This window comes from Mucilaginibacter segetis (genome assembly GCF_016522075.1).
Taxonomy (GTDB): domain Bacteria; phylum Bacteroidota; class Bacteroidia; order Sphingobacteriales; family Sphingobacteriaceae; genus Mucilaginibacter; species Mucilaginibacter segetis.
Map to the genome: position 1 here is coordinate 1037822 of NZ_JAEHFW010000001.1, position 26043 is coordinate 1063864.

General features: G+C 41.6%; 14 protein-coding genes. 11 read left to right on the forward strand and 3 right to left on the reverse strand.

Features of this window, described 5'->3' with window-relative positions; all coding sequences use genetic code 11:
• Positions 1-61: 61 nt before the first annotated feature.
• Positions 62-1381 carry a serine hydrolase domain-containing protein gene (locus tag I5M19_RS04905; RefSeq protein WP_200064729.1) on the forward strand — a complete coding sequence of 440 codons (1320 nt, stop codon included), beginning with the start codon at positions 62-64 and terminating at the stop codon, positions 1379-1381.
• A 7-nt stretch (positions 1382-1388) separates the two neighbouring features.
• Here I5M19_RS04905 and I5M19_RS04910 read toward each other — a convergent pair whose 3' ends face one another.
• From I5M19_RS04910 to I5M19_RS04920, 3 genes are all read right to left on the reverse strand, one after another.
• Positions 1389-1577, reverse strand: coding sequence for a hypothetical protein (locus I5M19_RS04910; RefSeq protein ID WP_200064732.1), 189 nt, complete (start codon positions 1575-1577; stop codon positions 1389-1391).
• 118 nt (positions 1578-1695) lie between these two features.
• The gene (locus tag I5M19_RS04915) at positions 1696-2556 is read right to left on the reverse strand and encodes a YitT family protein (RefSeq protein ID WP_200064735.1); all 861 of its coding nucleotides are present in this window, start codon (positions 2554-2556) and stop codon (positions 1696-1698) included.
• Between the two features lie 91 nt (positions 2557-2647).
• Entirely contained in the window at positions 2648-3409 is a 762-nt protein-coding gene (locus I5M19_RS04920; RefSeq protein ID WP_200064738.1) for an NUDIX hydrolase, read from the reverse strand.
• A gap of 183 nt (positions 3410-3592) precedes the next feature.
• Between I5M19_RS04920 and bglX the strand changes: the two genes are divergently transcribed.
• The 10 genes from bglX (at position 3593) to I5M19_RS04970 (ending at position 26001) form a co-directional block, all read left to right on the forward strand.
• A complete protein-coding gene (gene bglX, locus I5M19_RS04925; RefSeq protein ID WP_262895487.1) occupies positions 3593-5905 on the forward strand; it encodes a beta-glucosidase BglX in 2313 nt (770 codons plus the stop codon).
• A gap of 799 nt (positions 5906-6704) precedes the next feature.
• Entirely contained in the window at positions 6705-9896 is a 3192-nt protein-coding gene (locus I5M19_RS04930) for a SusC/RagA family TonB-linked outer membrane protein (protein ID WP_200064741.1), read from the forward strand.
• A 25-nt stretch (positions 9897-9921) separates the two neighbouring features.
• On the forward strand, positions 9922-11739 hold the full coding sequence (locus I5M19_RS04935) for a RagB/SusD family nutrient uptake outer membrane protein (RefSeq protein ID WP_200064744.1): 1818 nt from the start codon (positions 9922-9924) through the stop codon (positions 11737-11739).
• Positions 11740-11819: 80 nt separating this feature from the next.
• Positions 11820-15395, forward strand: coding sequence for a VCBS repeat-containing protein (locus I5M19_RS04940; RefSeq protein ID WP_200064747.1), 3576 nt, complete (start codon positions 11820-11822; stop codon positions 15393-15395).
• A gap of 20 nt (positions 15396-15415) precedes the next feature.
• Positions 15416-16732 (forward strand): vanadium-dependent haloperoxidase, encoded by a 1317-nt coding sequence (locus I5M19_RS04945; RefSeq protein ID WP_200064750.1) that lies wholly within the window; start codon positions 15416-15418, stop codon positions 16730-16732.
• 31 nt (positions 16733-16763) lie between these two features.
• Positions 16764-18317, forward strand: a complete 1554-nt coding sequence (locus tag I5M19_RS04950; protein ID WP_200064753.1) for an FG-GAP repeat domain-containing protein — start codon at positions 16764-16766, stop codon at positions 18315-18317.
• A 62-nt stretch (positions 18318-18379) separates the two neighbouring features.
• The gene (locus I5M19_RS04955; protein ID WP_214653023.1) at positions 18380-19885 is read left to right on the forward strand and encodes an FG-GAP repeat domain-containing protein; all 1506 of its coding nucleotides are present in this window, start codon (positions 18380-18382) and stop codon (positions 19883-19885) included.
• Between the two features lie 166 nt (positions 19886-20051).
• The gene (locus I5M19_RS04960) at positions 20052-22841 is read left to right on the forward strand and encodes a glycoside hydrolase family 2 protein (RefSeq protein ID WP_200064759.1); all 2790 of its coding nucleotides are present in this window, start codon (positions 20052-20054) and stop codon (positions 22839-22841) included.
• A 251-nt stretch (positions 22842-23092) separates the two neighbouring features.
• A complete protein-coding gene (locus I5M19_RS04965; protein ID WP_200064761.1) occupies positions 23093-25507 on the forward strand; it encodes an ABC transporter permease in 2415 nt (804 codons plus the stop codon).
• Positions 25508-25617: 110 nt separating this feature from the next.
• On the forward strand, positions 25618-26001 hold the full coding sequence (locus I5M19_RS04970) for a hypothetical protein (protein ID WP_200064763.1): 384 nt from the start codon (positions 25618-25620) through the stop codon (positions 25999-26001).
• Positions 26002-26043: the final 42 nt, after the last annotated feature.

The window sequence follows — 26043 nt, forward strand, 5'->3', positions numbered from 1 at the left end:
AGGGGAGTAACAAAAGCATTTATATATTATCTTAATGCAGTACTTCTCTCAATCATAATTTATGAAAAAATATCTGCCCGGTTTGCTTTTGTTATTTGCTGCTGTAAACACGGCCGTTGCACAGGATTTTGACAAGCAAAAGCTGGATAGTTTGCTTGATGTACTGGCGGCCGGCAATAAATCTACAGGCAGTTTGGCCATATCAAAAAACGGGCAAATCATTTATCAGAAAGCCACCGGGTTTATTGATATAAGAGCACAAAAGCCTGCAAACGTACAAACCAAATACCGTATAGGCTCCATCAGTAAAATGTTTACCGGGGTAATGGTTTTTCAACTGATAGAAGAGGGAAAGCTATCCCTGCAAACCAAATTGAGTCAGTTTTATCCGCAGATACCTAATGCTGATAAAATTACGATAGGCAACATGCTTAACCACCATAGCGGGTTATTCAATATCACAACCGATCCGGAGTTTTTAACCTACATGGCCACTCCGCAAACCCATCAGCAAATGCTGGCTAAAATGGCTGCCCACCAGCCCGATTTTGAGCCTGGTACCCGTATGGCATACAGCAACACCAATTTTATACTGTTAGGTTATATCCTCGAGAAAATAACCGGCAAGGCATACCCCGATCTGGTTAAACAGCGGATTATTAATAAAATAGGTTTAAAAAACACTTATTACGGCGGTAAGATAAATACGGCTAATAACGAGGCGTTATCCTACAACTATAAAGGCAAATGGGACCTTATGCCCGAATCAGATATGAGCATACCCGGCGGGGCAGGGGCAATGGTGTCAACCCCGACCGATCTGGACAGGTTTATTGAAGCCCTTTTTGCAGGTAAACTAATTAGCGCTGCCAGTCTGGAGCAGATGAAAACCATTACCGATAATATAGGGATGGGGATGTTCAGCATTCCGTTTTATGAAAATAAAGGCTATGGGCACAATGGCACTATAGATGGCTTCCGCTCAACTTTGGTATATTTCCCGGATGATAAGTTAGCCGTGGCCTATATTAAAAACGGGGGTAATTACGAGCCTAATGATGTATTGATAGGCGCCTTAAGCGTATGCTTTAATAAACCTTATAACCTGCCGCAGTTTATACAAATTAACCCCGCCCAGTTAGATAAGTATATTGGAGTATACGCCAGCACACAAGTGCCTTTAAAAATTACCGTTACAAAAAATGGCGATGTATTAATGGCGCAGCCTGCAGGGCAGCCGGCATTTGTGCTGGAGCCAACCAAAACAAAACACAGGTTTGTGTTTAAAGCCGCAGGGGTTGTTATGGAGTTTAATCCGGATAACGAACAGTTTACCTTAAAACAGGGCGGCGGCGAGTTTTTATTTACTAAAGATAAATAGCACGCTGTTACTCAAATTGAAGTTCCAGCTTATCTTCGCCCGCGTCAACAATCCGGAAGATGGTTTTTTCCACAGTTTCGTGGCCGTCTTCTGTTGATTCTAAGCGGATGGTGTCATGTTCTTTATAAATATCTGTACGGGGTATCATTACGGCCCTCATGGTTTCAGGGTTGCCGTCTATTTTTATTGTTTTCATGATTATGTGTGTTAACTGATAATTCAACAATACAAAACACAATAAGTTTAGGCATATACCTTATATTATAATACCGATAAAAAACAGGAGTTTTGGGAGCAGGGATCCGGAGTTGGTTTTAATGTACTTTTTTGCGTTTCATTAAACCGCCGGTAGTATCATCCACACTTTGCTGTACAATAAAAGCGGCAGGGTCAATTTTAAGTATTTCCCTTTTTATCAGCGGAACTTCCAACCGGCTGGCAACAGTAAAAACAATGTCGCGGGTATCATTCACGTGGCCATCTTTACCATAGCCGCTTTTGCCTTGGTAAACGGTTACACCTCGCCCCAAATTCTCGGTTATGGCAACCCTTATTTTTTCGCCTTTAACCGATATTACGGTAATGCTGGTATATTGCTCCAAACCGTTTAAAATAAAATCTATCATTTTTGATGCAGCCAGGTAGGTGAGGATGGAGTACAGGCCCGATTCCACCCCCAGTAAAAAAACCGCGGCGGTAAATATGACCACATTCAGTATCAGTATAACATCGCTAACACGTACTATCTGCGTTTTTTTGCTCACCAGCAAAGCGGCTATCTCAGTGCCATCCAATACGGCGCCGCCGCGTATGGCCATCCCGATGCCCGATCCTATAAAAACACCGCCAAATACCGCGGTAAGCAGCTTGTCGTGCGTAACATCGGGGAATTGAACAAAGGCCAGGCATAACGACAGGCCGGCTATAGCCATAGAGCTTTTTACGGCGAACACCCCGCCTAATTTGCGGTAGCCCAGGTACAGGAACGGAACGTTGATAACAAATATAGATACCGATAACGGTGCCGAAGTAGTATTAGCCAGCAGCATGGATATGCCCGTAACCCCGCCATCAATAAAATGGCTCGATAGCAAAAAGCCTTTTAGCCCCATACCGGCTGCAAATACCCCCAGTATGATCAGCACTAAGTCGATAAGTAGGTTTTTTATTTTCATTGGCAGGTAGTGTAAGGGGTGTTTTACCGGCAATTAAGGTAGGAAAATGTTTTAAATAAAGCGGAAACAATGGCTAATTATAACGGCGCAGCTACCACCCGCTTTTTAAGCCCTCTTTTAATGCTGCCTGATACTTTTTAAGATCGAACGAATACAGGTACGGTGCTTTATGAGCGCCGCCTTTGCGGGTTTGTTCCAGTTTGTTAAGAATACCGAAGCCCAGTATGCGGCGCTGAAAGTTGCGCCTGTCTAGCTTTTTACCTAATATGGTTTCGTAAAGTTTTTGCAGTTCGGGCATGGTGAACTCTTTGGGCATAAGGTTATAACCAATGGGCTGATAGCTTAATTGCAGGCGCAGGGTATCCAGCGCGGTTCTGAATATCAATTCATGATCGAGCTGAAACTTTGGCAGGTCATCCAGATCGCGCCAGGTGCATATCTCCGAAAAAACATCAGGCGTGGGTATCACGTTAAAAAAATCAACCAAAGCATAGTAACCGATAGAGATGAAGCGTTGGGTGAAAAAATTATTACCTGCGGGCAGCACTTCGCTGTACATTTCGTTATGAATTTTAGAGCGGTCGGGGTCGCCAAATACGTGAAACTGCTTTAAAAAAACTTTGTCGAGTCCGGTACGCGTTGCTAAAATACGGTTAGCCGCCACCTCAATAGGCTCCTGTTTCATAACAAAGCCACCGGGCAGGTACCACGCCTCCTCATTGTTACTTTTCAACATCAGCACTTTCATCTGCCCCTCGTGAAAACCAAAAACCACACAATCAATTGATATGTGATCAAGGTACATCATGCCGGCTTCGGCTTCAAATTCTTCAAGTTGCTGTTTAGTTAACATTTATATATTCTATAAAAATACTTTGAATGTTTAATTTTAATATTTACAATTGTGTACCAATTACACCTTTAGGCTGATGTTTTAATATCCAATTATAACTATTTAGTTTAACAGTAATTTAATAAACACAAAATTAATATTGTTTATAGCCAATAGCTATATTATATAATACCCTCACATAAAATGAAAATATTTAAAAAAAATAAAGTGGTGGTTTTTGCTGCTGCAGCTTTAATGGCACTGCCTTTAAGCAAGGCGTTTGCACAAAAAGTAACGCCGGCCGATGCCAAAATGGATGCCTTTGTATCCGGGTTGATGAAAAAAATGACCGTCGACGAAAAGATAGGTCAGCTAAATCTGGTAACCGTTGGCCGTGCAACCACCGGCGCGGTGGTAAACTCTAATGTAGAGGCAGGTATTAAAAATGGTAACATAGGCGGCGTATTTGGTGTTTGGGGTACCGAGTATGTTCAAAAGATACAGGATCTGGCGGTAAAAAATTCGCGCCTGCATATACCTTTAATATTCGGGCTCGATGTTATACACGGGCATCGCACCATATTTCCTATCCCTTTAGGCATGTCGGCCACATGGGACATGGGTCTAATTCAGGAATCAGCGCAAATTGCGGCTAAGGAAGCTACCGCCGAAGGTTTGAACTGGGTGTTTTCGCCGATGGTTGATATCGCGCGCGATCCGCGTTGGGGTCGCATCTCCGAGGGTTCGGGTGAAGACCCATGGTATGGAGGGCAGGTTGCCGCGGCTATGGTAAAAGGTTATCAGGGCAGCAGCATGACCAACGCCGACGCGGTAATGGCCTGTGTAAAACACTTTGCCCTATATGGTGGCGCCGAAGCAGGCCGCGAGTACAATACGGTAGATATGAGCCGTATAAAAATGTATCAGGATTACCTGCCGCCTTACAAAGCGGCAGTAGATGCCGGCGCGGGCAGTTTCATGAGTTCGTTTAACACGGTTGATGGCATCCCGGCAACAGGCAACAAATGGTTACTGACCGATCTGCTGCGTAAGCAATGGGGCTTTAAAGGCTTTGTAGTATCAGACTATACGGCGGTTAATGAAATGAGTAACCACGGGCTGGGCGATCTGCAAACGGTATCGGCCCTGGCATTAAAAGCCGGTTTGGATATGGATATGGTAGGCGAGGGTTTTTTAAAAACACTTAAAAAATCGCTTAAAGAGGGAAAAGTTACCCAGGCCGAAATAGATATAGCTTGCCGCCGTGTACTGGAAGCTAAGTATAAACTGGGTTTGTTTAATAATCCGTACAAATCCATTGATCCGGAACGCGAGAAAACCGATGTGATGACACCTGCTAACTTACAGGCATCACGTAAAATAGCCGAACACTCCTTTGTGTTGTTAAAAAACGCAAACCAGGTATTGCCCCTGAAAAAATCGGGTACAAAAATAGCGGTAGTTGGTCCGTTAGCTGATGATAAACGCGATATGCTGGGCACATGGGTGGTAGCAGGCGAATGGGAAAAATCAGTAAGCGTGCTGGAAGGGATACACCATATAGTAGGTAACAATGGTACCGTTACTTATGCTAAGGGTTCAAATATTACCGAAGATACCATGTTCATGAACAGGCTGAACTATTTTGGCCAGCAAATGGTATCAATTGATAAGCGTTCATCTGATGATATGCTTAACGAAGCTGTTAAAAATGCAAAAGATGCCGATGTAGTAGTAGCTGTGGTAGGCGAGTCGCAAAGCATGTCGGGCGAGTCCTCAAGCCGTTCCGATATCAGCATACCCGAAAGTCAGGAACGAATGCTGAAAGCATTGGCAAAAACCGGTAAGCCTTTAGTTATCGTATTATTCAACGGAAGGCCGCTTACCCTAACCTGGGAGGATGAGCATGCCGACGCTATATTAGATGTATGGGCACCGGGCACAGAGGCGGGCAACGCCGTTGCCGAGGTGTTGTTTGGCAATTATAACCCGGCCGGTAAACTTACCGCCACCTTTCCGCGCAGCGTAGGGCAGATACCTATATATTATAATCACAAAAATACAGGCAGGCCATACAGCGGCGGGCCAACCAAATTCAAATCCAATTATCTGGATATTTCTAATGATCCGCTTTATCCGTTTGGTTACGGGCTTAGCTACACTACATTTAGCTATAGCGATGTTAAGCTGAACAAAACTAACTTAAAAGGTAACGAAACATTAACCGCAACCGTTACCGTTACCAATACAGGCAAGTACGAAGGCGAAGAAGTGGTACAGTTATATGTAAGCGATCCGGTTGCGAGTATAAGCCGATCAGTACAGGAGTTGAAAAACTTTAAAAAAATAAATTTAAAGCCCGGCGAAAAGCAGGATGTTACCTTTAATATAACTCCCGCAGATCTGAAATTTTATAACAGCCGTTTACAATATGATTGGGAACCCGGCGAATTTATAATCCGTGTAGGCACAAGTTCGGTAGATACACATATGGCAAAAGTTAACTGGTCAAAATAATTTAAGCAGTAGCGGTAAACGCTTAAATTATTTATATAAAATATACATAATAATATGCCTTGGTAAACTATCAGGGCATATTATTTTTATAAAAACTTTAATTGATAACACAGGGTAATTGCCGGGTACACTAAATTGATTTTTTGATGCATTGTACAATTAAGAAATGTTTTATTAACAATTAATTAACGTTATTGTCTTTTTGCGACCTGTTTTAGTTGCAAAAATGTTCCCTGTTTTTAAAAAAAAATCACACTTCAACTCAATTTTGCACCTCCATAAAATAAAAACCCATTTTTTTATACAAAAAAAGGGTATATAACAACTTTTTTACATTGTGATTTTTATATAAAAGATATCTTATTATTAACATGTATTTAATAAAGCATTAATAAATTATAAAAATATAGGTATAAAAAGGTTATTAAATAAATAATTCATAATTCTGTAATCTGTTCTTGTGTAACCTATACACTCTATTTATATTAGAGCATTACCAATTATAAACTTTTCTATTGAAGGAAAGTGAACAAATTTTAAAAGGAAAACTGATAGCGTTATAATGTTATCGGTATGTGCAGGCAGGAAGATTTTTTTAATTTAAAGTAGCTGTATGATAAAACTTTTACAATTTTCTCTTTTTACACACTACACATTTAATGCCAATTTTTCGGTATTGTTAACAAACATTTATTTGAGGAATGCTTTCTCACCGGCATCCGCTTATAAAACAATTTCTTTATAAACCATTAAACCAAGATCTTAAATCAAATATATTAATCAACTAAATCTCAATCTCATGTTTAAAAGTTTACTCCTTAAAGGAAGAACATTGTGCCTGCTGCTATGCTGCATGGTGTCTTCATTGGTAGTTACAGCCCAAACAAAGCACACCGGTAAGGTAATAGGCAGCGATGACAAGCTCCCTGTTGTTGGTGCTACTGTGCTTGTAAAAGGTACTACCACAGGTACACAAACAGACGTTAACGGACAGTTCAGCCTGAACGTAAGTCCCGGTGACGTTTTAGTGGTATCCTATCTGGGCTATACCTCCCAGGAAATTACCGTGGGTACAAGTAATGTTATTAACGTTACTTTACAGGCCGGTAATAACACCCTCGATGAAGTGGTGGTAACGGGCTATACCAGCCAGCGTAAAAAGGATATCTCCGGCGCGGTTGCAACGGTAGATGTAGCATCGGCAATTAAACTGCCTGCAAGTAGCTCTGACCAGTTACTACAGGGCCAGGCTTCGGGTGTTACTGTTGTTACACAAGGTTCGCCGGGTGCGGGTGCGCAAGTTCAAGTACGTGGTATTGCCAACTTTGGCAACTCCAGCCCGTTAATTGTAATTGATGGAGTACAGGGTGGTAATTTGTCAAACCTTAACCCTAACGACATTGAATCTATAAGTGTACTGAAGGATGCCGGCTCCGCGGCCATTTATGGTATAAGCGGTGGTAACGGTGTTGTTGTGGTTACAACAAAAAAAGGTAAGGCTGGTAAAACAACCTTTACTTATGATATGTACTATGGCACGCAAAGGCCTTTAGGCGGCAATCCGTTTAATACACTTAATGCCCGGGATTACGAAGCACTGGTTAAGCAGGTTGATCCGGGTAACGCTTTATTAATTAACGGCGAGTTTCAGGATTATGGTTTCCAATCAGCATCTGTTAAGGGTGTTGGCCCGGCTACTGACCCACGAGCAAATCCGGCTAATTATAAATTTGATGAATTTAACCCGGCTAATGATTATCTGATCCAAAAATTCGATAATGAAAATGGTACCGACTGGTTTCACGAGGTGTTTAAACCGGCTCCATTGCAATCACACACCATATCAGCAAGTGGCGCTAATGACAAAAATACCTATTACGCTTCTTTCGGATATCTTAATCAGCAAGGTACTTTAATTGAAACCTATTTTAAAAGGGTTCAGGCGCGTATAAACACTACGTTTAGCATTAACGATCATTTCCGTGTAGGTGAAAATGCTAATTTATTTTACACCCTTTCCCCTAACGGCCAGGGCAGTATCCCAAGCGGTAACCAAAATGAAGGTAACTCTATATCAGAGATCTATCGTATTGAACCACAAATACCTGTTTATGATATAGCCGGTAATTACGGCGGTACCTATGCAGGTCCTACTCAGTTAGGTAACGCGGTAAACCCGGTTGCTACCCAGGAAAGACAAAAATATAATATGCATAAAAACTGGACTATTGAAGGTACCGTTTTTGCAGAAGCAGATTTCCTGAAACATTTTACAGCACGTACAGCCTTTAGCGGTCACATAGAAAATCAGTATAATACTGATATTGGTTACAGACCTTATGATAGCGGTGAAGGCCATGGAGGTAACAACTCATTTACTGAATACTCACGATATCAAAATTATTATAACTGGAGTAACACAATAAATTACAATCAGATTTTTGGTAAGCATAATGTGAAATTCCTGGCTGGTTTTGAGCAGAAACAATATGGTAGCCGCGAGTTAGGTTCTACTGTGGTAAATCTTCCATCACTTGATCCGGCTTTCGTTACAATAAGCGGTGGTACTGCAACGTCTGCTCCTTACAGCACCAATTTTCAACCAACTGCATCTTTATCATACTTTGGCCGTTTAGATTATATTTATGATGATAGATATATTTTATCTGCCACAGTACGCCGTGATGGTTCATCCGTATTTGCAACAGGCAGAAACTATGGTACCTTCCCATCGGTATCTTTAGCCTGGCGTATATCTCAGGAAGAATTCCTGAAAGGTGTTAGCTGGCTTAATGATCTAAAACTACGTGGTAGTTATGGTACTTTGGGTTATCAGGGTAACGTAGGTGGTGCAAATGCATTTACATTATTTGGTTTAGATAAAGGATCATCTTTTTATGCGATTGATGGTTCATCAAACAATACCACTCAGGGCTTCTTTAACAGTTCAATAGGTAACGGTAAAACCCATTGGGAAACAGACAAAATATTGAATATAGGTTTTGATATAACTTTATTTAATAAATTAGATGTTACCGCTGAATACTACAAAAAAACCTCAGCAAATTTATTATACACACCAAGTTTACCTGCAACTGTAGGTGGTGCAAGCCCACCGGCTGTTAACGTAGGCGAAGTGCAAAACAAGGGTGTTGATATTTCAGTTAGCTATCGCGATAGAATCAGTAATGATCTGTCATTCAACCTTGGCTTAAACGTTACTACTTACAAAAACGAAATTACCAAAGCGCCATATAGCTTTACCCAGGTGGGTAGTCGTATAGGTGATATCATTAAACAAACAGTAGGGCACCCTATAGGTTCTTTCTACGGGTATGATGTTATTGGTTATTTTAAAGATGCGGCTGATGTTGCTGTCTCTCCAACCCAGGCTGACGCAGCTCCGGGTAGGTTTAAGTATAAAGACCTTGATGGCGATGGTGTTATTACCGATGCTGACCGTGATTATTTTGGTAAAGGCAGCCCTGACTTCACTTATGGCTTAAACGTAGGCCTTAACTTTAAAAAGTTTGATTTCAGTATGATATTCTACGGATCACAAGGTAACGATAACTTTAACTACGTTAAATACTGGACCAATTTCTACAGTTCATTAACCGGTAATAAAGGGAATGATCTGTTAAAGAATTCATGGTCACCAACTAATCTTAACCCTGCTACACCAATTGCCGAAGCATCAAGTAATTTTAGCACAAGCGGTGTAGTAAATTCCTATTATCTTGAAAATGGCTCGTTCCTTAAATGTAGATCAGCTCAGTTAGGCTATACATTTGGTGCTGACCAATTAAAGGCAATCGGAGTTAGCGGATTAAACGTATATATACAAGCAACCAATTTATTTACTATCACTAAGTACACTGGCTTAGATCCTGAATTGCAGGCGGTAACTGGTAACAGTACCGGTGTTGATTTTGGTAACTATCCAAGTAATGAGCGTAAATTTCTTGTAGGCGCACGTTTATCATTTTAATTAACGGACAGTAAAAAAAATAGTTATGAAAAAATTAAGTTATAAATTGATTATTCTGGGTTCCGTTGCTACCCTTGCCTTCTCAATGTCGTGCAAGAAGTTTCTGGAGAAAACACCCACAGGGAGTCTTAACACCGTGGTGTTGGCTAATAAGGCCGGGGTTGACGGCTTGCTAATAGGCGCTTATGCCCTTGTTGATGGTAACTACAATGGACAATTGGGTGATCCATGGACATCAGGTACTGATAACTGGATATACGGGAGTGTTGCCGCAGATGATGCCCATAAGGGATCTACCCCGGGTGACCAACCGGATGCCGCTGCGATAGAAGCAAGAACACCAACAGGCGTTAACGGTTACCTTGATCCGAAATGGCGTGCAATGTTCGCCGGTGTACAACGTGCCAATGATGTTCTTCGTGAAATACCGTTGGTTACAGATGGTTCATTAACTGAAGATAATATTGCACAAGCAACAGCCGAGGCTCGTTTTCTACGTGGATTTTTCCACTTCGAACTGGCTAAGATCTGGAGGAACGTTCCTTACGCTGATGAAACAATTACCTATGATAACGGTAACTACACCATAGGTAACCCAGGCCCTATATGGGACAAAATTGCTGAAGACTTTAAGGCAGCAGCAGCAGTATTACCTGCTACACAACCACAGGTTGGCCGTGCTAACAAATGGGCTGCATTAGCTTTTGAAGCAAAAGCATTATTGTTTGATCATAAATATACCGAAGCTAACGAAATCTTAAAAGATGTTATTGCTAACGGCGTAACCGCCGGCGGCGCTAAATACACTTTAGGCCATTATGCTGATAATTTTAATCCGTCAACCAAAAACGGTCCAGAGGGAGTTTTTGTAGTGCAAACTTCAATAAAGGATGGCGCGAACGGATTAAACGGTAATGCAGGTAACGTGTTAAACTTCCCTTCAGGAGGCCCTGCTACTTGCTGCGGATTTTTCCAGCCATCATTTAGCTTTGTAAATGCCTTTAAAACTGATGCGGTTACTGGTTTACCATTGGTAGATACTTATAATGATTCCGATCTTAAAAATGATCAGGGTGTTAGCGAGTCGGCTGCATTTACGCCGACTACAGCAACAGTAGATTCACGTTTAGACTGGTCAGTTGGTCGTAGGGGCATCCCTTACTTAGACTGGGGTAATCATCCGGGAAAAGCCTGGGCTCGTGACCAGGATGACGGCGGACCGTACAGCCCTATCAAAAATGTTTACTATCAGGCAGCACAAGCTACTACAAGTGATACTTACGGTGGCTGGGCAGCTAATCAGTCAACATCTAACAGCTATAACGCTATCCGTTTTGCTGATGTAATACTATGGGCTGCTGAATGTGAAGTTGAAGTTGGAAGCTTAGATCAGGCTCGTATTTATGTAAACATGATTCGTGCTCGTGCAGCTGATGCTACAGGATGGGTACATACCTATATTGATCCTAGCAAACCAACCGGTGGTTATACCAGTACTCCGGCTGCTAACTATAAAGTAGGTTTATATCCTGCCGGTTCATTTACTGATAAAGCTACTGCTCGTAAATATGTTCAATTTGAGCGCAGGTTAGAATTAGGTATGGAAGGTCATCGTTTCTTTGACTTACAACGTTGGGATGGTATAACCGGTGGCCCTATGGGTAACGGTTGGATGGCTGCTCAGATCAATTCATACTTAGATCATGAGAACCATGTACCTAACTTCCCTATATTGCTAATAAAAGGCGCTGTATTTACCGCCGGTAAAAACGAGTTGTTCCCTATACCACAGGCACAAATTGATATTACACAAGGAAATATCAAACAAAATCCTGGGTATTAATTATAACAAAGCTTAATTAAGAGGAGAAGATACCCATCTTCTCCTCTTTTTTTTATACTATATTCGTGTTTGTGTTGGTTATGAAGTCCCCCAGATATCTATTGCTTATTTTTTTACCGCTGTTTTTATTCTCCTGCAAAAGAGATACACTTTTCGAAAAAATTTCGTCGTCCCACTCTGGCATAAAATTCAATAATGAAATTGTGGAGAACGACTCCATTAATCCGCTCGATGTATTGAATATCTACAATGGTGGTGGTGTAGGTATCGGCGATTTTAATAACGACGGCTTACAAGATATTTACTTTACCGGTAACACGGTAAAAAACCGCCTTTATATAAACAAAGGCGATATGAAATTTGAAGACGTAACCGACAAAGCCGGTGTTGGCGGCCTTGGCGGTTGGGGCAGGGGCGTAGCCGTTGTAGATATTAACAACGATGGACTGCCCGATATTTATGTATGTAACACCCTTTTAAAGGATAGTGTAAAGCGGCTTAACCTACTTTATATAAACACCGGGGTTGATAAGGATGGAGTACCCCATTTTAAAGAAGAGGGGAAAGCGTATGGGTTAAATATAAATGTGTATTCAACCATGGCATCCTTCTTTGATTATGATAACGATGGCGACCTGGATATGTATCTTACAGTTAACCAGGTGGAATCAAATGATAATACCAGCTCTTTCAGGCCCATAATTAAGGACGGATCCGCCAAAAGTACAGGCAGGCTTTATCGTAATGATTATGATCCGGTTTTAAAGCACGGCGTTTATAAGGATGTTTCAAAACAGGCAGGAATACTGATTGAGGGTTATGGGCATGCTACAAGTATAGCCGACATCAACCGCGATGGCTGGAAGGATATTTATGTTACTAACGATTTTTTACCCGATAACATCCTGTACATAAATAACCACGACGGTACCTTTACCGATCGTACAAAGGAGTATTTTAAACACACGGCTACTAGCGCTATGGGGCAGGATATTCAGGATATTAATAATGATGGCCTTGCTGATGTTTTTGAGCTGGATATGGATCCGGAGGACAACTATCGGAAAAAGATGTTTATGCCCGCTACATCTGTTCAGCTCTATCAAAACTTTGATTATTACGGACATCAGTATCAGTATAACCACAACGCCTTACAACTTAACCGGGGTACACGCCTGGGACAAAACGATTCCATTGGCGCCCCTGTATTCAGTGAAGTTTCCTTTTTTAGCGGTGTGGCAGAAACCGACTGGAGCTGGACACCCCTGATCACCGATTTCGATAACGACGGTTTTCGGGATATCATCATTACAAATGGTTACCCCCGTGACGTTACCGATCATGATTTTATAAATTTCAGAAATGAATCATTCGCGGTAGCTACTAAAAAGCAGGTGCTTGATCAAATACCCGTTGTGAAAATTTCAAACTATGCCTATCGCAATAATGGTAAATTACAGTTTGAGGATGTGACAAAAAATTGGGGACTAAGTGTGCCATCTTTCTCTAATGGTGCAGCTTATGCCGACTTTGATAACGACGGCGCTATGGATGTAGTGATCAACAATATTGATGACGAGGCTATGGTGTATCGTAATACATCACGAGATAAGGATAAAAACAACAACCATTACCTGCATATTAAATTTAGGGGTGCCGCGCAAAATATAAACGGAATAGGCGCCTTTGCAGATATTTATTACAACCATGGTAAGCACCAGATGTATGAAAATACACCATATCGCGGGTATATCTCCACCATACAAAACATGGCTCATTTTGGCCTTGGCAGTGTTAATAAGGTTGATTCTGTAGTAATAGAATGGCAAAATGGTAAAAAGCAAACCATTAAAAATATTAAGGCCGATACGGTTTTAACCGTCAATATAGCTGATGCAAAAGTTAATTATAGTTTAAATAGATCCGCAATAAATACCCGGTCATTATTCACCGAAGTTACCCGCTCGGCAGGAATAGATTACATTCATCAGTCCGAAGATTTTATTGATTTTAACGTACAAAAATTACTGCCGCATAAATTGTCAGAATATACGCCGGCTATTGCCGTCGGCGATGTGGATGGTAATGGTTTTGATGATATGGTAGTGGGCGGCACAGCTAAATATCCGGCACAGCTATTTTTACAGCAGGCAAACGGCAAGTTCATACAAAAGCCTTTAACTGCTGAAACTGGCGATCAGCCGGTTAAATTTAAAGATGAAGGCCTGTTATTATTTGATGCCGATGGAGATGGCGACCTTGACCTGTACGTGGCCAGTGGCGGCTATGAGCAGGAGCCCGGATCAAAGGCCTATCAGGACAGGTTTTACGTTAACGATGGAAAAGGAGACTTTAAACTACAGCCAGATGCCCTGCCAGCCAACTTCACCAGCAAGTTATGTGTAAAGGCGGTTGATTATAACAAGGACGGCGCCCTTGATCTGTTTGTATCAGGCAGGGTGGAGCCCTGGAGCTATCCAAAACCCGTATCGAGCTTTATACTTCGTAATGATAGTAAAAACGGTAAAATTAAATTTACCGATGTAACGCCGCAGGCTGCGAAAGGGCTTGAAAATATAGGTTTGGTTTGCGATGCCACCTTCTCAGATTACAATAACGATGGCTGGCCGGATCTGATCCTGACAGGGGAGTGGATGCCGGTTACCGTATTAAAAAATGAGCATGGTACATTTAAGAATGTAACATCCAACACAGGTATTCAAAATAATTTGGGTATGTGGAACACCATCGCCGGCGGCGATTTTGACCACGACGGGGATATCGACTACATTGTAGGCAATACCGGGCTTAACACTTTTTATAAGGCGAGCGATAAATACCCGGTATACATAACCGCTAAGGATTTTGATAATAACGGAAGCTATGATGCTTTCCCTTCCTTATTTTTAAAGGATAGGGAGGGGCAAATGCAGGAGTTTCCGGCCTATACACGTGATGATATTGTTAAGCAGATGATAAGTATGCGGGTACATTTCCAAAATTATAAATCCTTCGCGGTGGCTACTATGGATTCGGTAATAACGCCCGAAATGCGCAAAGGGGCAATACGTTTAAAGGCCAATTATATGGCATCCGTATACATGCGTAATGATGGAAACGGAAAATTTACGATGATGCCTTTGCCGGCAGAAGCCCAGGTATCCCAGCTAAGTGGTATTGTGGTTGATGATTTTGACGGCGACGGTAACCTGGATGTTATACTTAACGGTAACGATTTCGGCACCGAGGTTAGCACCGGCCGTTACGATGCTTTTAACGGTTTAATGCTTAAAGGCGATGGTAAAGGCAATTTTAAACCGCTAAGTATAATGCAAAGCGGCATATACATCCCGGGTGATGGTAAGGGTTTGGTTAAACTAAGGGGAGCAAATGGCGGCTATATGCTGGCTGCTACGCAATATAAAGGCCCGGTAAAACTGTTTAAGCTTAAACGATCTGTAAATACAGTGAGCATAAAACCCGATGACATGTTTGCCACCATAAAATATAAAAACGGAAAAACAGAAAAACGTGAGTTTTATAATGGCGCGTCATTCTTGTCGCAGTCCGGAAGATTTTTTAATATTGATACTTCAATGGCTGCTGTAACCGTTACAAATAGTACGGGTCAAAGCCGGAATATACCTTTAAACTAATTTATATATTGCCGACAAATATGAGATACTTTAAGTTACTGCTTGTAGTAGTTATTGGTGTTGTGGTGGGTGGCTGTAGTCAAAATAAAAAAAGTACATTAATAAGTGATGCCGATGTACTGCACAACAATGTAGATGAACTGACACAGGTAATTATTTATGATGTTTTTACCCCCCCGGTAGCCAGCCGTATATATGGTTACGCCAATTTAGCCGCGTATGAGGCCATGCGTTACGCTGATCCTAAATACGCGTCAATTACCAATCAGTTACGCGGGTTCAAAAAAATGCCCGAACCTCAAAAAGGAAAAAAATATAATTACGCGCTCGCCGCAACTAAGGCCTTATTTACGGTAGCACATAAGGTCACCTTTTCTGTAGATACTTTAAAAAAATACGAAGACAAGGTATATGCGATGTATAAGGATAATCTGGACGATTCAACCTACGCGCGTTCAATGGCCTTTGGCGAAAAAATAGGCACCACCGTGTTGAACAGGGCTAATTTTGATAATTATATAAAAACAAGGGGCAAACCCCGCTTTTTAGGCAGTACCGACCCGGGAAAATGGCATCCAACTCCGCCCGATTATTTGGATGGGGTAGAATATTGCTGGGGTGATATGGAAACTTTTAAGGTAAACGCGATTGATTTTCCTTTGCCACCTCCTGCACCTTACAGCGATGATAAAAACAGCGAGTTTTACAAGCAAAGCCTTGATGTTTACCAGCGAAGCAAAAACATCACCAAAGAAGAGGTAGAGATAGCCAGATTTTGGGATGATAACCCCTTTGTTATACAGCATAGCGGGCACATGATGTTTGTAGATAAAAAAATAACACCCGGCGGCCACTGGATAGGTATAACCACTATAGCCTGTAAAAAAACACATGCAAATGCGGTTAAAACCGCACAGGCCTACGCCTTAACATCTATAGCTTTGTATGATGCTTTTATATGCGGATGGAAGGTAAAATATAAGTATGAATACATTAGGCCGGTAACCGTAATTAACGATAAGATAGACCACGACTGGCTGCCTATGCTGCAAACACCACCTTTTCCGGAATATCCCAGCGCGCACAGTGATATCAGTGGTGCATCGGCTGTAATTTTAACTCACCTGTTTGGCGACAACTTTGAATATCAGGATACCAGCGATTTACGCTATATTGGCATGCAACGGCATTTTAATTCGTTTTTAGAGGCTGCTAATGAAACTTCGCTAAGCAGGTACTACGGCGGCATACATTACTTAAACAGTGTGAACGTAGCTGCTGCACACGGCAGAAAAATTGGTGAATATATCTGGAACTCATTAAAATTGCAAAACTAACAACACCATAAACCAGCAGTTTATTATGAAAATGAATAGATACTTTTTATATACTTCCTGCATATTATTAGTAGTAGTATCATTATCCGTTATTACTTTGTTTAATGGCTGCCAAACCAAACCCCGCACAGTCGGTTATCAGCTAACAGGCGATACCATTACCGATGGTAAAAACCTGGTGCAGCTAAATTGTACAAAATGCCACGCCTTAGTATCGGTAAACGCCCTTACAAAAGATGTTTGGCTGGTACATACGTTGCCGGCAATGGCACATTACTTGTCCATCTCCACCTATGGTACCGATTTTTACAAAAACGAAGGCGATACCACCGGAATGTCGCTCACTAACTGGCAAATAATTGCAGCGTATTATAAAAAACTGGCGCCTGATACCCTGGCTACAATAAAACCAACGGATACACTTATCAACGACTGGGCTGGCTTTACGGTAAAAAAGGCCGCCAAGGTTAATGATATTTGCTTTACATCGCTTGTGGCAGCACAGCCCGGTACTAATAATATTTATACTGCCGATGCAGTTTCGGGTAATTTAACCGAATGGGATAACCAGCTAAAAGCCAAAAGGAATATTCAGCTGCCTTCACCTGCTGTTGATGCCAATTTTATAAAGGATTCTTCGGGAGTTAGCAGCGCTGTTATTTCTTGTATCGGCAGGCTCGACCCTATTGATTTCCCTAACGGAAGAATATTTAGCCTCGATCTGAAAAAGCAGAATGCTGAACCAAAATTACTTGATTCCGACCTGCCAAGACCGATGCAAACCATTGCTGCAGATTTTGACAAGGACGGAACAAATGAATATGTAATTTGCGGGGCAGGAGGTTTAAAGGGTGGCGTGTATCTGCTTAAAAAAGATGCTAAGGAAGATACTTACAAACAAACTACCATTGCCAACAGGGCAGGAGCCGTACAGGCTGTAACCGGCGATTTTAATAAAGACGGATGGCCCGATATAATGGTGTTATTTGGCAGTAGTAACGAGGGTTTAACATTATTCTTAAACAATCAGAAGGGAGGATTTACTTCAAAAGATCTGCTTAATTTTCCGCCGGTGTATGGCTCCACAAGTTTTCAGCTGGCTGATATCGACCATGACGGCGACCTTGATCTTATTTACACATGCGGGTACAACTTCCGCGATTCACGTATACTGAAACCATATCACGGTTTGTATATCTATAAAAACAACGGGGATTTTAAATTTGAAAAAGAGTGGTTTTACCCTATAAATGGATGTACAAAAGCCATTGCGGCCGATTTTGATAACGACGGGGATCTTGATATTGCCACCATCGCTTTTTTTGCGGATATGAAAAATAAGCCTGCCGAGGAGTTTATTTATTTTGAACAGGATAAAGCCATGCATTTTAAACCACATGCGGTACCTGTAAGCCAGTATGGCCGCTGGATGGCTATGGAAGTTACCGATCATAACCATGATGGCAAACCTGATATTATACTGGGTAACTACGCCAGCGGATTTTTATTTCAGCCGAATTTTACACCCGCCTGGGATGAGCATACGCCATTTATTGTTTTGGAGAATAATATGATGAAAAAATAATTCTTTCTCAGCTACTAAAATTAATGTTCAACAAGCACGGGGTATCTTTAAATGGCTTAATTATGAGTGTGGCGTCAGCCAGTATGCTGGCGCTGACCTTTGTAATAGGCTGTGGCGGCAACACGCAGGTAAATACTGCAAATAATGCATTGGCTGAAGGGAAGGAATTATCAGAAAAGTACTGCGTAAGCTGCCATCAATATCCCTCACCGGCATTATTAGACAAGCAAACCTGGGAAAATGGTGTGCTGCCCAATATGGCCAAACAATTGGGTATACAGCACGAAATGGGGCAGTATTACGCCGATAAACAATCAGTTATTAATGCTGCCGACTGGCAAAAAATAATCACTTTTTACAAAGCCAGCGCTCCCGAAAAGCTAAGCATCCCCGAACCGGATGCGGTTAAGGACATGGCATTATTTTCCGTTAAAACACCACCACATGTAAACCGTAAGGGTATGGTTGCCATGACCACCATGATCAAACTAAATCCCTTTGATAAACAAATTTACACGGCTGATGCAGACAACAATTTGTTTAAATGGGATAAAAACCTGAATCCGACGTTAATTAAGCAAATGCCTTCGCCGGTTACCGATGCTTTTTTTACACAAAATACCGGGGTATTTACCTGTATTGGCGTTTTACCCCCTAATGATTATTTGAAAGGGGATCTGCTGCAACTGAATTTGGATGGCAGATCAGTTAAAGCACAATCACTTACCGATAGTTTGCCGCGCCCCGTACAGATGGCCGCTGCTGATTTTAATAAAGATGGATTAACCGATTATATAGTTTGTGGCTTTGGCAATACCAAAGGCGGCCTTTATTTGGTGGAGCAACAGCCCGGCAATAAATTCATAAAGAAAATAATCAGAGCTTTACCCGGTGCCATACAAATAACTACCGGAGATTTTAACAACGATGGCTGGCCCGACCTGATGTGTTTATTTGCGCAGGCCGATGAGGGCATATGGATGTTTTTGAACGATCACAAGGGCGGATTCACCTCCCGTAACATCCTGCACTTTCCTCCGGTTTACGGCTCCAATAGTTTCCAATTGGTTGATATGAATAACGATGGTAAGAAGGACATCATTTATACCTGTGGCGATAATAACGATTACTCCACTATTCTGAAACCGTACCATGGCGTATATATTTTCACTAACACAGGCAACTGGCAATTTAAGCAAACCTACTTTTACCATATAAACGGGGCCTCCAAAGTAATGGCTGCAGATTTTGATAACGATGGTGATATGGACCTCGTTGCTATAGCTTTCTTCCCGGATTTTGTTGATCACCCAACCGAGGCGGTGAATTACTTTGACCAAACCTCTACGGGTAAATTTAAAGTACACCAGTTGCCTGTAAACAAACTGGGACGCTGGATAGCTATGGAAGTTGCCGATGTGGATGGGGATGGCGACCAGGATATCGTATTAGGTAATTTCTCGATTTATGGTGACAGGCTGAACAACCAAAAAAATTATAAGCCCGACTGGGATATGTATCAACCCATTATACTACTACAAAACAATGCTGAGAAGCAAAAAAAGTAAGCTTTTTTAAAATAGTATAACCATTTGTTAAATTAGTACAACCTAAACAAAGCTGTGGTGCTTAGTTTTACCGTTATAAATTTAACCAAATGAAATAGCCCGTGTTTGAGCTTACTGCCTTTATAGCTCAGGTTGAGTCATTATCTGAAAATTGAATTATCCTTTTATGAAAAAACTGATTTATGCTGCCGTATTAGGTTTTATTAGTAGTTCCCTTATACCCTCCGGGTTGCTGGCACAGCAAATTAAGCAAGTTAAGCTTGTTAATTTCGATCTGCAATCGTCGTCCCTGGTATCTGAATCGGGTGCAGAGCTTTCCTCTGTGAATTATCATTCGGGAATTTACTGGTTTCCGGTAAAGGTTCCCTCAACCGTACTAACCGGCCTGGTAGCTAATCATATTTATCCCTCCCCGTACCAGGGACTGAACAATATGCTGATACCAGATGCATCCGATCAGTTTAATAAAGAATATAACCTGGAGCAGTACAGCTATTTGCCAAATGAGCCAAACCCATGGAAAAAGCCTTATTGGTACCGTACCACATTTAAGGTACCCGCCGGAGATAAAGGCAAGCATTTTCAGCTCATATTTAAGGGCATAAATTACCGGGCGGCGGTATGGGTTAACGGTAAGCAAATTGCAGATTCCACCCAAATGGCGGGTATGTTTGCGGAACATAACCTTGATGTAAGCGCGGCTATAAACGCAGGCGGCGAAAATGCTTTGGTCGTAAAAATATATCCTTTAGATTATCCTGGTTATCCATCAAAAGAGCAATTGAAAGCATTAGGGCCCTTTTATCAAAATGGTGGTCCAACGGGCGATATCGGAAAAAATGTTACCATGTTATGTTCAGCGGGTTGGGATTGGATCCCTCCCGTGCGTGATCGTAACATGGGGATATGGCAACCTGTTTATTTGCGCACTACCGGCGCCGTAACTATAGGCAGACCAAAATTGATTACCGATCTGCCGAACCTGCCCGATACAAGCGTGGCTAAATTGTCGTTAAAACTTACCTTATCAAACCACGGCGCATCTGCCAATAAAGGTAAACTGATGGTAACTATTAAACCCGAAAATTTTACAGGTGCAGCGGTGCAATTTTCGCAAGCGGTGAGCATAGCGGGGAATGGTGCCAGTATGATCGACCTGGATGCGAATAAAATTGGGCAGCTAACTATAAAACAGCCGCATTTATGGTGGCCCAATAATTACGGTAAGCCAAACTTATACCGCATTCGCCTGCAATATGCTAACGGAACCATTATTGCAGATGATACCAGCTTTGTGTTTGGCATACGTACGGTAAGCTCAAAAACAGATATGGTGAACGGCTTTGCCCGTCGCAGCTTTTTTGTTAATGGTAAAAAAGTGCATTTAGTAGGCGGTGCCTGGGTGCCCGATATGATGGTTAACCGCGACTCCGTACGGTACGACTATGAGATGCACCTTTGCCGCAATGCCAATGTTAATTTGGTGCGGATATGGGGTGGGGGTGTTACCCCGCCTGACGATTTCTGGAACGCCGCTGACAGGTATGGGCAAATGGTATGGTCGGATTTTTGGATAACCGGCGATACACAGGGCGAATTTAAAGGCTCGCCCGATTGGCCGCTGGAAGGGAATGTATTTATAAACAACGTAGAGAGTACCATTTACCGCGTACGTAACCACCCAAGTTTACTGGTGTGGACAGGCGGTAACGAGGGGCATGCGCGCAAAGAATTGTATGACGCCATGCGTAACGATATTATAAATTTAGATGGCACACGTCCGTTTATACCAAGTTCATCGGGGTTTGCTAAATTGCCGGCAGGGTGGAAGGGCTCATGGCCGGATGATATGCCATCGGGTGTATACAGTGGCGGGCCTTATGAGTGGAAAGACCCTAAGGATTATTTTAAACTGGCTAACGCCGGGCGCGATTGGGTGTTTAAAGATGAAACCGGCCTGCCTTCGCAGCCGCCTTATACTACGTTGCCCAAAATAATACCCAACCTGGTATGGGATAAAAAATTGCCTTTCCCGCTTAACGATTCATGGGGATATCATGATGCTGCAACAGGTGCGGGCAAATATGATAATTACTATAAGGAAATGGTGAAACGTTACGGTCAGCCCAATACCATGGTTAACTTCTCCGATAAAATGCAGTTAATGAATGCTGTAGGCTACCGCGGCATTTTTGAGGCCGACGGACACAAACTCAACGAAACAGGCGGGGTGATGCTATGGAAACTGAACGCTGCTCTGCCAAGTGTGATATGGCAGATATATGATTGGTATCTGGAACCAAATGCAGGCTATTACGCCATGCAAAACGCTTGCGAACCCGTACATATCCAGTATAACTACGATAATTCAGGCATCGCCATTGTAAACCGTACACACCACGCTACGGGGAAGCTTACAGCAACTGCCGATGTGTTTGATATTAACAGTAAACTGATCAAATCAATAAAGGTAAATAATGTGGGTTTGGCGCAAGCCGGCACACAGGAAGTAATACAGCTGAAAGATGTGCTGAGCCGAACAGACGGGGTTAGTTTTGTTGTGTTGGATTTAAAGGATGCCGCAGGTAAAACTGTATCGCACAACGCGTACTGGCTATCGGCAACTGATGATTTTACCAGCCTGAACGGACTTAATAATACCTTACTAAACACCAAAGTATTAAAAACTGAAAAGGGCAAAAGCGAAAACAAATGGACTATGCAGTTTACAAATAATACCAATCGCATAGCGTTTTTTGTTCGCCCGCAATTAATGAAGAACGGGGAAGAGATAATGCCAAGTTATTGGACAGGTAATTACTTTACCCTTGCTCCTCATGAAAGTATAACCGTAAGCGTTACCGCGCCTGTTGCCAAACTGAGTAAGGTAAACCCGACGGTATTGTTAGAAGGTTGGAACATCAGGAAACAGGTAATAACACTACCTGCTATATAGTTAATAGTGTGATGTTAATGCAAGCCGGATATTTTATATATCCGGCTTTTTATTTTGGTTATGTGTATTATGATCAAAGATTAACGTAACCGGAGATAATGTACGAAAGTGTACGTAGGGGTGTTCGTTATCGTACACCCCCACAATAAAAAAAAGAGCTTCCGTGCTGCGGAAATAAGGATTTTGAGGATGGCACCGCCTTTGTCGTTTTAATTCTGCCCAATTAAATCTCTGAAATTAAACTTACCGTTATGATAAAAAATCTTTTCAAAACAGCATGGCGTAATATCTCACGCCAAAGATCATATACATTAATTAATATTATTGGTCTCGGTGCCGGCATATCGGTATGCCTGGTAATATTTGTTTTGATACAGTTTCATTCCGGTTTCGATAATTTCCACACCAAAAAGGACAGGATCTATCGTTTACTTACTGAATACCATCATGCTGACTCAAAAGATATTTTTTATGGTTATGGAATAGCGCGTGCGGTGCCGCGAGCTATTAAAAATGATATACCCGAGATAGAAGAGATAGTGCCTATATATCAGCAAAATGATGAGCAGATACAGGTTTTAAATGGGGATGGACAGATCGACAAAAAGTTTAAGGAAGCAAGGGGTGTGGTAGCAACTACGCCTGCTTTTTTCAAAGTGTTTGATTTTCCTTTGTTGGAAGGAGATAAGACCACCGCCCTGCGTGACCCTAATTCAGTGATATTGAGTAAGGAAACAGCCGAAAAATATTTTGGCGACTGGCATCAGGCGATGGGTAAAAGTATTAAATGGAACAACCACGATGTGCTGAAGGTAAACGGCATATTGGCAACTATTCCGAAAAATACTGATTTTCAGTTCAATGTTATTATTTCTATGGGAACCGGCCCCACGGCAGGTTTATTAAAATCTGACGATTATAATAGCACCGGTACCTATTTTGGTTGTTATGCTTTAACCAAGCCAAATGTAACCGAGGCACATTTAACAAATAGTCTTAGAGCATTTATAAAAAAACACCGCGCTCCAGAAAATCAGGATAGCGAGGTAGCACAGCCATTAAGTAAAGTTCATTTTGATACTATTGGCAATTATTCAGAAAGTTCCATATCACCGCAAATGATAAAAATGCTTTGGCTGATAGCTGTTTTTATTCTCATTATAGCGTGCGTTAATTTTGTTAATCTGGCGACGGCTCAGGCAGTTAACCGGGCAAAAGAGGTAGGCATACGTAAGGTGCTGGGTGGTAACAGGGGCCAACTGCAGGTTCAGTTTTTAACCGAAACATTTGTTATCGTATTATTATCATTAGTATTAGCCGGGGGTATCAGTATGCTGGCTATCCCTGCTGTGGGTAAAATAATGCAACTGCCTTTAACAGCCGGAATGCTTTTACAGATAAAAGTTGCTGTGTTTGTAGTGGTATTAGCTATTGTTGTTACCCTGCTGGCGGGCTTTTATCCGTCGCTGGTATTATCCGGGTTTAATCCAATAAATGCCCTTAAAAGTAAAACAGCACTTAAAGGTAATACTAAAGGTATTTCGTTACGGCACGCTTTGGTGGTTTTTCAGTTTATTATAGCGCAGGGATTAATTATCTGTACGCTTATAATAGTTAAGCAGATGAATTACTTTAATAATACCAGCATGGGTTTTGCCAAGGATGCCATCGTAAACGTACCTTTCCCGGCAGATAGTGTGGGCATCAGCAAATTGGATTACCTCAAAAAACGCATTACCGATATAAACGGAGTCCAGGAGTTAAGCCTCAGTTCAAACGTACCAGCGGGTGAAGATGCTAACTGGACGATGTTTACGTTTGAAAATGCTGTAAAGCCGGTTGATTTTTATTCTATCATTAAATTTGCGGATGCGGAATATTTGCCATCTTATAAATTACAGCTTGCGGCAGGCAGGAATTTAGCACCCTCGGATACCGTAAAAGAATTTTTGGTGAACGAGGCGGTAGTGCAAAAACTGGGAATACGCGATCCTAAAGATGTATTAAATAAACAGATAAAGCTGGGCAAGTTTGCAAAAGGAGTGATAGTGGGTGTGCTTAAGAACTATCATAACCGTTCGTTTAAAGAAGATTATGCCCCGCTGCTGCTTACTACATTTAAAAATCAGTATCAGATCACTAATATTAAATTATCGGCTTCAAACTTACCGGCATCTCTGAATGCCATAGAAAAATTGTGGAACGAGGTTTATCCTGACTATGCCTTTGAATATCAGTTTTTGGATGAACATATAGCCAACTTTTATAAACAGGAAAACCAGCTTTCAAAAATATATGAGTGTTTTGCTATAGTAGCTATTATGCTTAGTTGCCTGGGTTTGTATGGTTTAGCCTCTTTTATGGCCGTGCAAAGAATAAAAGAGGTAGGTATAAGAAAAGTTTTAGGCGCATCTGTTTCGGGGATTTTGTACCTGTTCTCTAAAGAGTTTATTGTTTTGATCGGTATCGGCTTTGTAATAGCTACCCCTATTGCCTGGTACCTCATGAGTAACTGGCTGCAGGATTACACATACCGTATTCAAATACATTGGGAGATATTCGCGGTAGCAGGCATTATTGCCATTGTTATTGCTTTGGCTACCATCAGCTTTCAGTTAATACGAGCCGCATTAACTAATCCGGTAAAAAGTTTAAGAAGTGAGTAATAAATTTATTTAGCTGATTAACAGATTGTTGTATTGCTATTATAGTTTTTTATAGTACTATGTATTGTATAGTACCATGCAATGTTTATATTTGTTTAAACAAAAGCAAAATGAAAAATAGCGTAGGTAAAAAAATACATTTAGCGGCATGTGCTTTATTAGTGTCGATAATGGCAACGTCCTGCCATTACAGAGGGCATTCAACCACCATAGTAACGGATGACGGTAACCACCGACAAAGAATTGAATACTCGGGTTATGTGGTGTTTGATAAAGAGAATAAACTAATAGATAGCATGTCGCCGGATGGATATCTTAAATTTGAACAGGACGGGCTGGAGATCGAAGCAGAAGCGGACTCAAAAGGAAATATCACCTATGAGTTTGACGATGGCGGTAAAACCAAAATTTTATCGGAAGAAGGGAAGCGATTTTTAGCAATAGCCGTTAACGAAACCGCCAAAGCCAAAGCAAAGCTGAATTCGGCTAAATAGTTTGTTCAAAAATATTAATGGATTGTAAAAAGTGAACGCCTT

What these genes read in the sequence shown, in the direction of transcription:
- I5M19_RS04905 (WP_200064729.1), top strand. Translation starts at nt 62, where the DNA reads ATGAAAAAATATCTGCCCGGTTTGCTTTTGTTATTTGCTGCTGTAAAC.
- I5M19_RS04910 (WP_200064732.1), bottom strand. Translation starts at nt 1,577, where the DNA reads ATGAAAACAATAAAAATAGACGGCAACCCTGAAACCATGAGGGCCGTA.
- I5M19_RS04915 (WP_200064735.1), bottom strand. Translation starts at nt 2,556, where the DNA reads ATGAAAATAAAAAACCTACTTATCGACTTAGTGCTGATCATACTGGGG.
- I5M19_RS04920 (WP_200064738.1), bottom strand. Translation starts at nt 3,409, where the DNA reads ATGTTAACTAAACAGCAACTTGAAGAATTTGAAGCCGAAGCCGGCATG.
- bglX (WP_262895487.1), top strand. Translation starts at nt 3,593, where the DNA reads ATGAAAATATTTAAAAAAAATAAAGTGGTGGTTTTTGCTGCTGCAGCT.
- I5M19_RS04930 (WP_200064741.1), top strand. Translation starts at nt 6,705, where the DNA reads ATGTTTAAAAGTTTACTCCTTAAAGGAAGAACATTGTGCCTGCTGCTA.
- I5M19_RS04935 (WP_200064744.1), top strand. Translation starts at nt 9,922, where the DNA reads ATGAAAAAATTAAGTTATAAATTGATTATTCTGGGTTCCGTTGCTACC.
- I5M19_RS04940 (WP_200064747.1), top strand. Translation starts at nt 11,820, where the DNA reads ATGAAGTCCCCCAGATATCTATTGCTTATTTTTTTACCGCTGTTTTTA.
- I5M19_RS04945 (WP_200064750.1), top strand. Translation starts at nt 15,416, where the DNA reads ATGAGATACTTTAAGTTACTGCTTGTAGTAGTTATTGGTGTTGTGGTG.
- I5M19_RS04950 (WP_200064753.1), top strand. Translation starts at nt 16,764, where the DNA reads ATGAATAGATACTTTTTATATACTTCCTGCATATTATTAGTAGTAGTA.
- I5M19_RS04955 (WP_214653023.1), top strand. Translation starts at nt 18,380, where the DNA reads ATGAGTGTGGCGTCAGCCAGTATGCTGGCGCTGACCTTTGTAATAGGC.
- I5M19_RS04960 (WP_200064759.1), top strand. Translation starts at nt 20,052, where the DNA reads ATGAAAAAACTGATTTATGCTGCCGTATTAGGTTTTATTAGTAGTTCC.
- I5M19_RS04965 (WP_200064761.1), top strand. Translation starts at nt 23,093, where the DNA reads ATGATAAAAAATCTTTTCAAAACAGCATGGCGTAATATCTCACGCCAA.
- I5M19_RS04970 (WP_200064763.1), top strand. Translation starts at nt 25,618, where the DNA reads ATGAAAAATAGCGTAGGTAAAAAAATACATTTAGCGGCATGTGCTTTA.